At 60.8% G+C, this 11863-nt stretch carries 4 protein-coding genes; 1 reads left to right on the top strand and 3 read right to left on the bottom strand.

Annotated features, from left to right (window positions below; translation table 11 throughout):
• Positions 1–21 precede the first annotated feature (21 nt).
• From ACFVHU_RS17770 to ACFVHU_RS17760, 3 genes are read right to left on the bottom strand one after another with little or no spacing between them, the layout of a single operon-like run.
• The gene (locus tag ACFVHU_RS17770) at positions 22–1257 is read right to left on the bottom strand and encodes an ABC transporter permease (RefSeq protein WP_388025806.1); all 1236 of its coding nucleotides are present in this window, start codon (positions 1255–1257) and stop codon (positions 22–24) included.
• Positions 1254–1961 (bottom strand): ABC transporter ATP-binding protein, encoded by a 708-nt coding sequence (locus ACFVHU_RS17765; RefSeq protein WP_388025803.1) that lies wholly within the window; start codon positions 1959–1961, stop codon positions 1254–1256. Before ACFVHU_RS17765 ends, ACFVHU_RS17770 begins: the two co-directional genes overlap by 4 nt.
• Positions 1951–3030 carry an efflux RND transporter periplasmic adaptor subunit gene (locus ACFVHU_RS17760; protein ID WP_332488687.1) on the bottom strand — a complete coding sequence of 360 codons (1080 nt, stop codon included), beginning with the start codon at positions 3028–3030 and terminating at the stop codon, positions 1951–1953. Before ACFVHU_RS17760 ends, ACFVHU_RS17765 begins: the two co-directional genes overlap by 11 nt.
• Before the next feature lie 835 nt (positions 3031–3865).
• Here ACFVHU_RS17760 and ACFVHU_RS17755 point away from each other — a divergent pair.
• A complete protein-coding gene (locus ACFVHU_RS17755) occupies positions 3866–11770 on the top strand; it encodes an LPXTG cell wall anchor domain-containing protein (protein WP_388025800.1) in 7905 nt (2634 codons plus the stop codon).
• Positions 11771–11863 lie beyond the last annotated feature (93 nt).

The following is an 11863-nucleotide window of genomic DNA, read 5'->3' as shown; positions in this document are numbered from 1 at the left end:
CGCCTTAGCGGCATCTGCATATTAGACGCGAATAGCATCCACAATCTTGACTCGGGCTGCCACCAGCGCGGGAAGCACACCGGTCAGTGCGCCTACGGCGATGGAAACTCCCATGCCAAGTAGGGCCGCACCGATAGGGAATGCCGGCATTTGATCCAGCTCGGTAGCCATCACCATATTCAGCAGATTCTCGTTGGAGACCAAGGCAACGGAGATGAGCACGCCAATGCCACCTGCTACGGCCGTGGCCACGACGCTTTCCATCATCACCGAGAAGAATACGCGTCCGGTTGTTGCACCGAAGCTGCGTCGGATACCCACTTCGCGGATACGCTGCTTCATGGTCACCATGGCAACATTGAGCAGACTCAGGGAACCAAGCAGCAAGATGATGATTGCGATCCCGGCAACCACCATGGTCAACATCTTCAAGCTCTCATCAGCACCCCACATCAGATAATCTTCGCGGTGCGCATCAACTGTGAGACCAGGAAGTTCTGCCTGCATTTGCTGGCCGAAGTGCATGGCCAGCTCTTCGGATCCCTCGATGGGCACCCACAGCTTGTAGCTGACCTCATTGAGCGGAGCTTGCATGCCGAACCAGTGCTCATAGGTGGCCGGCAGCATCCACAGCTTGCCGCCCATGCCGTAGCTAGATGCTTTGGTGGTTCCGATGACAGTAACTGAGACGGTGTTCCCATTGCTCATCAAATCCACGGTTAAAGGCAGTCGCTGGCCTTCCAGTCCCAATTCTTTGATGAAGGTGTGGTCAACCACCGCCGCTGGGGCAAGATTCTGTGCATCTTCGGCTTCCAGCCAGCGGCCGTCAGTAACAACTAACCGGTGCATTGGAGCGTAGTCGGGATCAACCACCATGATCTCGGCATCAAGGCTCAGCCCTTGGGCTGAAGCTTTCTGGTCGTAGCTGCGTCCCATCATGGTGGTGTACTCGACCTTGAACCGGTCACTGGTCTTTTGAAAGGCCCCATCGATTTGGTCGTTGCCCGCAGGACCAGCATCCGAGTTCGGGTCGTAGGCGTAGACAACAATCATTGCTGGCCGACCCTCGCTTTCAAGGCTTTCGGTCATCATCTGACGCGCCATGCCAGCTCCGGCCAATGCCGTAGTCAACGAGGCCACCGCAATGGTGACACCAACCAAGGAGAGCAAGACGCGCAACTTGTGAATACGCAGTTCCTGCCATGCCTCCAGCAGCGCAGCAACAAAACCGGTTCCTAAGCGAGTTAAGGATTTCATCTTGCCGCCACCTCACTGAGCGGATGCAGCCGCCCGCCATCCAACTGCAGCTGTTCTCGGGCCAAGGCCGCAACATTGCTGTCGTGCGTGATGGTGATCAGGGCAGCGCCGGAATCAACCGTGGCGGAATCCAAGAGATCCATCACCGCACGTCCGGTAGTGACATCCAAGGCACCGGTGGGCTCATCGGCCAGTACGACTCGTGGCCGGCGGACCAGCGCGCGAGCGATGGCCACACGTTGCTGCTCACCACCGGAGAGGGTCTGGGGCATTGAATCCAAGCGTTTGCCCAGTCCCACGCGCTCCAAGGACTCGGTTGCTAGCTTGCGCCGATTCCAGAAGTCGCGTCCACCGGCGTACATCAGTGGAGCCATGACATTTTCCAGGGCAGTGCGTCCTGGCAGGAGGTTGAACTGCTGGAAAACGAAACCGAGGTCGCGCCCGCGTGCATGGGCCGCCTGTTTGGAGCTCAGCCGGGTCGCATCCTTGCCTCGCCACAGCAGGCTACCGTTGGTGGGCCGATCAAGCAGGCCAAGGATATTCAGCAGCGTGGACTTGCCCGTACCCGAACGGCCGACAATGGCTATGTGATCGCCTTCGGACACCGTGAGATCAATCCCGTTGAGGATATGCAGCTCGCTGTCATCGGGCAGCAGGACGCTGCGCGTGACATTCTCGAGCTTCAGCAATGGCTCACCACTCATCTGAGTAGGACTCCATATCCATCATTTCTTCAGGTGCCGGGGTGGATCCTGGGACGAAGCGGAGAATTTCCGTCTCATCCTTCAGTCCTGAAATCACCTCGATGACCTTTCCGTCGGTCACGCCAAGCTCTACCTCGGTGCGGATTTCCTTGCCGTTTTCATCCAGCCGCCACACCGCACCCTGGCCAACCAGGCCGCGAACAGCCGATACCGGTACGGTCAATACGTCCTCGGCGGTGCCTGCATCAATTTCCATGTTCATGCTCAGGCCGTCGAAAACCACGATGTCTGCAGGTACGGCACAAGAAATCTCGCTGCCCGAAGAGCTCTCCGTGGATTCTCCGGATGCCATTGGATCCATCTGCGATTCCATGTCCTGGTCTGCGGAGCCGGCGCTGGTTTTCTTCGAAGCGCTGTCACCGACAGACAGGTCCTTGCAGGTGAATGGCTCCGGTCCGCCGTCAATGGTGATCGTTGCTTCGAGGCTTTCATCGAGCAACCGGTAGCGGTCCAGCGGATCGATCGAACCGGCGGCCAAGAATTCTTGGGGCTGGATCGCGCCGAGTCCTGTGCCCTTGGTGACGTCATCGCCAACCTCGATCTGGAAAGCGCCGACCTTGCCTGTGGCCGTTGCGTAGACGTCGTGGTACTTCACCACTGGCGCAGCTTCCTGCGGTTGCTGCTCGTCTTGTGAACCTTCACTATCCGAGTCGTTGGCCTCAACGCTCTCTGGCTGGGATTCGGCGCGGACCTGGAAGATTCGATCGCCGAGGGAGACATTGTCGCCTGGCTTGACGAAAGCCCAATTGACAACGCCGTCCACGGGCGCATTCAGCTCTTTCGATTCGGTGAGCTTAATAGTTCCGGGAATGGACAGCTTGTTCTCTACCGTGGCTTTCTCAGCAAAGATGGTCTCTGCCGGGATCTCTCCGGTGGGGAACAGGTCATCATCGGCGCTGGCAGTGCCGCCGGCAAACGCGAGTTTCACGAGGCTGACGGCGATCAAGGCGCCGATAACTAGCCATGCAGCGGGAAGGAATATGCGACGGAACGCGCGTCGTTGGCTCATAGGGTTGCTCTTTTCACCATTCAATGATTACCAAAGTGTTCAGCAACTACCAAGCTCAAACGGAGAAAACACGCAACCTTTATCAGATTGAGATTTATTTTTACTTTGCAGGTCAGACCGGGTACTCAAATTAGTAGTTGAAGGTCGTAGTGAATCTTCTCGACGTCCCGGGGTGAAGCGGGGCAGTCTCCGGGGCTCGATGCCGCGGAGCTCTTCGGTGGATGTGGAGCTCCCGAGGCGCAGTGCCATTGCTTCTGTACTGGCCCCGGGGTCGGCAGGATTGTTCCAGGCCGGTTTCTGCCAAGCCTTTCGGGTGCCGCGGGCGAGCGGGGGTGCCAAAGCCGCTGTCGCAGAGCATCGACCTTCATTGCTGTCCGCTAGGGCCTGAATCGTGAATTTGGCAGGTGACAAGCACGTTTAATCCATGGGCAAAGAAGTGCACCGATCGCTTCATTTTCAGCCAAATTTATTTCCTTCCATTTGCTGGCACAAAGCCGAATGCCGGCGTAGGATGTCGGCATATCGTTGTCTTGAATTGGGGGATTTAAAGACGAATTGAAACACTCGCATTCATTTCGCATCTTTAGATGCATTGGGGAACTTATCCTGAGCAGTTGAGCCACATGGGGTGGCTGAATCATGGGCCAGGCTTTCATTATCTGAGGTCAAAGCCTTACTATAGCTCGCTCTTTTTCGGGTGGATCGCTCCTGCACGCCGCGCGATCCACTCAGGACATTCTTGTATGGGGGAGAAATGTCTAGGCATCAAAGGCGTGGCACTCTTGTGCCAAATTTGCGCCGTAAAACAGCTTTAAACAGATTATTAAAAGGATGCTTGGCGATAATTTCGTCGATTTCCTTGTGCTTTGTCATGACCATTCCGGGCATGGCAGTTGCTGCCGAAACTTCTGTTGGGGAAGAAGTCGAGGCCAAACAGCAGGGGACTGAACCGGAGAACTCTGAATCGGTCCTGGCCACCGGCTCGGCGGAGGAAACCAAGGCCGAAGCCGACGAATCGTCCACGGCTGACACGGGGGAAGAACAGCCAGCTGCTGAAGCAGTAGACAGCGCCAAGACCTCGGCGCCAGAGGAAGAAGCAGCGGCCGAACCTGAGTCCGCCCCTGCACCGGCACCGGCAACTCAGAAGCCAGAAAAGCCAAAAGCTGTGGAAACCACGCAGCCGGCACCCGAAGCGCAACCTGTGGAATCAGCTGCGCCCAAGACAGAGAATAAGCCAGTGGACAAGGCTTCACCGGAACTTGCGCAGCCGAAGGCCGAAGTTTCGGAATCGGAAGATTCTACCGGGTCCTCGACAGCGGCCCGCGAGCCGATCACGGCCGCTGCCCTTGAGTCAGGTGCTCCGCGGATTTGCGAGTACAACGAAGGAGACGGCTCGGTCGACACCTTCATGCAGAAGTCCGATGAGATGCCCGCCTTCGCCAACGGCAATGTCCACGACGGGCTCTATGAGGGCGGTGTGGTTCACCAGCGCTTGGAAATGACATTGCCCGCAGGCGAAAACGAGCTGGTCATCAAATACCAGGTCAAGCAGGCCGGCAAATGGGCCTATGACTATTTGCTCAACGAGACAGTGGACGGCGCGAACATCACCGGCTGGACTGTCGATGAAGGCGCCGGGAACGACCGCGTCGACACCGTCTTCATCACATTGATGGTCGACGGAGAAGAAGGCGACGAGTCAAGCGTCACCCTCTACTTCGATGCGCATATCGCCTCGGAGCTGGATCACGGCCCGGGCACCGGTGCTTCCTCAATCAACGGTTCGCCGTACCACGTCCTGATCTCGTCGTTGAACTGCAAGTCCATTGGACAACGCGACAACCAGATCCAGGCCGGTGCGGTCCAAGCCGGTTCCGTAACCGTCATCAAGGACGCGGTTCCTGCCGACGGCACGGATTTCGACTTCACCCTCGCCGAGGACCGCTTCGGCGACTCGACGGCATTCAACCTCGATGACAGCGCCGATTCCGATACCGGTGCGAGCCTGCCAGATCGCGTTACCTACACCGTGGCGCCATCTACGGTAACCATTACTGAAGTAGACCTGCCAGCTGGCTGGAATCTTTCCTCGATCGCCTGCACCGGCGCCGCCGCCATCCGCAGCGGTTCGGCCATCACCTTCGAGCTGGGCGACAACGATGAAGTCACCTGTACCTTCACCAATACGAAGACCACCTACGACGAGCTCACGGTCCACAAGGATGTGCAGGCATCCTATGACCGCGACTACGACTGGGATCTGGACAAGTCGCTGGCCCAGGGCCAGCAAGCCACAGTGAAGGCCACGGCCACCGGAGTGGACGTCGACTACAACGTGGTCGCCACCGCCAGCGAGGCCCAGGACAGCAACTTCCAGCTCTCCGGCACCATTACCGTGATGAACCCGAATGACACGGCGATGTCCGGGATCACCCTGGCCGACCAGCTTGATGGAGCCAATTGCGTCATCTCCGCTGGCGGTTCGCCGATCGCCAATCCGGTGACCATCCAGCCCGGCGAGAATTCCTTCACCTATGAATGTGACCTGCCCGAGGGAACCAGTGCCTCCAGCGCCGGCACCAACACGGTCAGCGCAACCTGGGACCCGGAGGCCTACTATGGCACCGATGGACAAGCCAGCGCCTCGGCCGGCTACGATTTCGCGTCCGTCTCGCCAACGGTGACCGACGAGGAAGTCACCGTCACCGATAGTGAAATCGACCTTTCGGGCATCGCCGGCGGTAACACCGTTACAGCCGGGGAAAGCCCGAAGTCCTTCGCGTACACCATCGAGTGGGACGGCGTGCTCGGAGAATGCACCGACTACCAGAACATCGCCAGCCTCGCCGCAGACGACGGCGAAACGCCGACCGACAATGCCACCGTGGAAATCTGCATCGGCCAGGATCTGGCCATCGAGAAACTGGTCGTGTCCAGTTTCAACCGCAGCTACGACTGGAGCATCGCCAAGGACGCAGTAGGCGAGCAGCCATTCACCGCGGATCCGGAAACCGGCGAATTCACCGCGCAATACTCCGTCACTGTCACTCCCGAAAGCTATTCGGACAGCGACTGGGCCATGAGCGGAACCATCACGGTATCCAACCCCAATGACTGGCAAGCCATTGACGTGACCGTCACCGACCAGGTCGATGTGGGCGGGGACGCAACCTGCCAGGTGGTCGGCATTGCCGGCGAACCGGACACGATGGACGCCGATCCGGCCGCACCGGGCTTCCAGGCAACACTGGATGCCTCCCAAACGCTGACCTTCAGCTACAGCTGCACCTTCGGATCGCAGCCGAACTACGAGGGCAGCAACACCGCCGAAGTGACGTGGTCCTCCAGCGCGGCCTCCACCGCTTCGGGCAGCGCCACCGAAGTTGTACCGGTGGATGCAGGCGACTGGACGCAGACACCACTGAACCAGACGGTGACCGTGACCGACCCGCTGCATGAGTTCGATCCGGCCTGGACCATCAATTACTCCGATGGCCCGCAGACTCGGACCTATGAATACACCTGGACCGTGGACGAGGCCGGCACGTGCCAGAGCTTCATGAACACCGCCACGATCACCGGCAGCAACCAGCTGGTCAAGAGCGATGACGCCCAAGTCGAAGCGTGCCGCCAGGCAGGGCTGACCGTCACCAAGGACGTGACGGCCTCCTATGACCGCACCTACTTGTGGAGCATCGACAAGCAGCTGGCCGAGGGCCAGCGGCCAAATGCCGTCGTCGAAGAAGACGGAACCGCTACCGTTCACTACACGGTGCTGGTGGACAACACCGGCTACGAGGATTCCGGGCAGCAGCTTTCCGGATCCATTACCGTGGCCAATCCCAACGAATTCGAAGACCTCGAAGTGACGATCAGCGACGAGAATACCCTCTCGGCCGCCTGCACCATCGTGGCCGAGGACTCGAATCCGGGGATGGAAGGCATGCAGCAGGTGGTGCCGCGCATCGGCTCGATCACCGTGGACTACAACTGCGATGCATCGGCCGTGGCGGAGGGCGATTACACCGGCAACACCAACACGGCGGTGGTCACCTGGGGTGATGGGATGGAGGCTGAGAGCCAGCCGGTACCCATCGACTTCACCCTGGATGAGAGCACCGATGAATCAGTTGGCGTCTGGGATGACCAGGCTGATCCTTCCGGGGACCCGGTACTGCTGGGCACGGTCCATTACGCCGACGCCCCGCAGAGCTTCAGCTACGAGATCACCTACGAAGTGCCGCGCGATGAATGCCTGGTCTTCACGAATACCGCGTGGGTGGATCTGGCCGGCGAGGACATCGAGGACTCGCAGGACGTGGGCATCTGCGACCAGAAGAATCTGGTTATCACCAAGGACGTGGACGCCAGCTACGCACGCGACTACGACTGGTCGCTTCACAAGCAGGTGGACCGCAGCGAATTCACGGTCGCCGGCAACGGCACGGTCACCGCGCACTACACGGTAGTGGCCACCGCCGGCGAAGCGCAGGACAGCGCGAAGCAGGTGTCCGGAACCATCACCATCAGCAACCCGAACACGCAAGTCGGGGACCTGGCGGCCACGGTCACCGATGTGCTCTCCATCCCGTCGGCCAGCTGCACCATCGAGGGCACCGATGCGGATGAAACCGCCGGCGGTTTCCAGCTCGTGCTCGGTGACGGGGAAAGCACCACCCTGGGCTACAACTGCCAGGTCCCGGCGGACACCGACATCACCGCCCAGTACACGAACACCGCAACCGTGGCCTGGGGCCAGGAACGCCAGGCTGAAACGGACGTCGATTTCGGGTTCGAGCAGGCCCTGCTGACCGACGGCGAAGTCGCCATCACCGATGACCAGACCGTTGAAGGCCAGGAAGTGGTGCTGGGCACCGCCATGGCCGGTGAATCGCCGAAGGCCTTCGAATACGACCTGGAACTGCAGGGCGTGGCCGGAACCTGCACCGAGTACACCAACACCGCGGTGCTCGATGAGGCCACCGGCGAGGGCGAGGAGAACACGGCTTCGGCCAGCACCACGGTGTGCGCCGGAGCAGATCTGGATATCGCCAAGAACGTCGTGACCTCCTTCGACCGCTCCTACCTGTGGTCGCTGGACAAGGAGCTGCTCTCCGGGCAACCGCTGGCAGCCAACCCGAGTACCGGCGAGGCCACGGCGAACTACCGGATCACCGTGACCCCCGAAGGCCACGAGGACGGCAATTGGGCGATGAGCGGAGAAATCACGCTGGCCAACCCGAACGACTGGCAGGACGCGCCGGTCACGGTGCAGGACTTCGCCGATGTCGGCGGGGACGTGGCCTGCACGATCACCGGGGTGCAGGGCGAAGCGGTGGCGGACATGTCCGCCGAGCAAGCCGGCTTCCAGACGGTGATCCCCGCAGGGGCCCAATGGGTGATGGCCTACTCGTGCACCTTCGCATCCCAGCCGGACTACGAAGGCAGCAACACCGCCACCGTGGACTGGGACGCCCAGGCGCTGAGCACGGCCAATAGCCAGGACTCGGACACCGTGGGGATCTCGGAACAGGATTGGAACCAGACGCCGCTGAACGACACGGTCACCATCACGGACAGCGCCCACGAGTTCGATCCGGCGTGGACAGTGGATGTGGCCGATGGGCCGCAAAGCCGGGACTACTCGGTGACGTGGACCGTGGATCAGGCAGGCACCTGCCAGGTATTCGAGAACGTCGCCACACTCACCGGCGATAACGGCTTCACCGCGACGGACAATGCGCTCGCCGAAGCCTGCCGCGAGGCGGCCTTGGAGATCAGCAAGACCGTCGAAGCCGCGTACGACCGCACCTACCAATGGCAGATCGACAAGTCCTTGGCCGAAGGCCAGGACCAGGAGATCACCACCAACGGGGCGGCCAGCGAACCGGTGGACTACGTGGTCAAGGTAGAGAACACCGGGTACGAGGATTCGGGATGGGTGCTGGAAGGCCAGATCACCATCACCAACCCGAACCAGTACACGGGCATCGACGCCACGATCCAGGACGTTGTCGATCTGGACGCGGTCACCTGCACCACCTCTGAATCGCTGGTGGGCATCCCGGCCAACGGAACAATCACCGTCGGCTACAGCTGCGATGTATCCGCGGGAGTCGATCCCGGCTCCTACAGCGGCGGCACCAACACCGCCACGGTCAGCTGGGGCGATGACCGGGCATCGAGCACGCAGGTGCCAATCGAATTCGCCATTGATTCCCGCATCGATCGGCAGGTCGAGATCTGGGATGACCAGTCGAATCCACAGAAGCCGGTGCTGATGCGCACCGTGGACATTGATGATTCGCCGGTGCTCATCGAGTACCAGCTGGAACATGATGCTCCCGCCGGTGAATGCATGAGCTACACGAACACCGCCTGGGTCGATATCCAGGCAGGGGAGGATCCGAGGGATGAGGCGACCGTGCAGCTCTGCGGCTTGCTCGACCTGATGATTGCCAAGGATGCCGAAGCCAGCTTCGATCGGACCTACCTTTGGGATCTTGAGAAGAAGGTAGACCGCACCGAAGCCGTCGTCGCCGAGGACGGCACCGCCGACTTCTCCTACACCGTTTCGGCCATCCCGGACGGATCGGAGGATTCCGGCCATGAAGTGAACGGCATGATCATCCTGGTGAATCCGAACCACTTCGAATCGGCCTCGACGGTAGCCACCATCACCGATGAGATCAGCATCGAAGGGGTCACGTGCACCATCGACGCCGAGGACGCCGATCCGCAAACCGGGGGCCTGCAAGTCGCGGTCCCGGTGGGCAGCGACGGAACCGGAGCCACAGTGCAGCTGCCCTACAGCTGCTCGGGTACCCCCGGCCAGCTGCACGGCAGCAACACGGTTACCGCAACCTGGGGCGAGGGTTCGGTGGCCACGTCAACCGCACCGGTGGACTACCTGCTGGATGCTGAAACCGATCAGCAGGTCACCGTCATCGATGACAAGACCAACCCCGAGTCGCCGGTAGTGCTGGGCGAAGCGATCTGGAATGCCGAAGGCACCCCGGTCGACTTCGACTACACCCTGCGCCACCAGGCCCAGGCCGGCACCTGCACCGAGTTCACCAACACCGCGGTGATCCAGCAGACCGGGGCCGATGATTCGACCACCGTCACCCTCTGCGGACAGAAGGCCCTGGGCCTGCAGAAGACCGCGCAGGGACTGGTGGACCTGGATTACGAATGGGAGGTAGAAAAGCGGATCGACCAGAGCAAGCTCACCGCGAACGGGGATGGAACCTTCACCGCGCACTACTGGGTTCAGGCTCGCAACACCGCAGCCGTTGAGCAGAACTTGCGGCTGGCCGGTGAAGTGATGGTGCAGAACCCGAATGATTTCGGTTCCATCACCGCCACCTTGGAAGACCGGATCGATACCGCTGGCACCAGCTGCCGGATCGATCTGGAAGATGCCGATGAAGCGGCCGCTGGATTGCAGGTCGTGCTCGATGCCGGGGAGAACTTGGGGGCCCGGTATGAATGCGACCTCGCTAGCTGGCTCACCACCGATGCCTTCGAAGGAGCAGTCAATACGGTGATTGCCACCTTCGATGACCGCGAAGTGCGTGCCGAGGCACCGATCGGCTTCACGATCGACGCAGTCACGGACGAATCGGTGAGAGTCACCGACGACATGATGGATCCTGGCGCCGAACCGAAGGTGCTCGGAGAAGTCCACGTCCCGCAAGCTCCCATGCAGTTCGAATACGAACAGGTGCTGGAACCCGAAGCGGGAACCTGCACGGTATACACCAATACCGCGGCAGTCCATGAGAGTACCGACGGCAACGGCAAGGACGAATCCTCGGTGGACCTGCAACTGTGCATCGAGCAGGGCCTGATGATCGCCAAGAGCGCCGACGCCCAGTACGTCAGGGACTACGACTGGTCGACCCGCAAGGACGCGAAGGAAACGAAGTTCGAGGTTGACCCGGACGGGCAGGCCACGGCCAAGTACACGGTCCAGGCGATGCTGGAGGATTACGAAGACCAGGACTTCACCGTCACCGGTGAGATCACCGTGGCCAATCCGAATGACTTCAAGGACACGCAAGTGCTCCTGGAAGACAAGCTATCCATCGACGGGGCCACCTGCTCCATCGAAGGATTGGCGGAGGGGAAGCTGGAGCTTGCGGCCGGGGAAACCCGCACCGTGAAGTACAGCTGCACCTTCGAAACACCTGTTGCCGAGGCCGACTACACCGGCCACGAGAACACGGTGAACGCCAGCTGGACCGACGTGGAAGGGACAACCCGCACGGTCAGTGCCAAGGCTCCGCTGGAATTCGAGGCGGCAACGGCCACCGATGAAATGGTGACGGTCTTCGATGACTACACCAATCCCGGCCAGCCGCGGGAACTGGGCACGGTCAAGGCCGAAGAGCAGAGCAAGAAGTTCACGTACGAACTGGTCTTGGACGGCGTAGCCGGCACGTGCCAGACGATGACGAATACGGCCTCGATACCGGAGAAGTCCGGCGAGGATGGGAACAATTCGGATTCGGCGGACGTGGAAGTTTGCTCCGAGGCTCCGCAGGCAGCGCCACCGGCACCACCGGTTCCTCCGGCTCCGCCAGCGCCGCCAGCGCCGGCAGCACCACCTGCCCCGCCAGCACCGCTTGCGGCAACCGGCCTTGACCAGGGCTCGTTGTGGCTGGCAGGGGCTGCAGGGATGGTGATTATCGCCGGAGCATTGATCCTGCTTCGGTACCGTCGCCGGAACCCATAGTCCGCGCGCCAGCTGGATGCCGGCCTTGCCTTTTGAGGCAGGGCCGGCATTCGGCGTGCGGGGAACAATCCCTGCTGCTTCGGGGCTAGTGCC

Source organism: Glutamicibacter sp. NPDC127525, from assembly GCF_042672105.1.
GTDB lineage: Bacteria > Actinomycetota > Actinomycetes > Actinomycetales > Micrococcaceae > Glutamicibacter.
The sequence above is the reverse complement of the archived record's forward strand: the minus strand, read 5'-3'. Positions and strand labels throughout refer to the sequence as shown.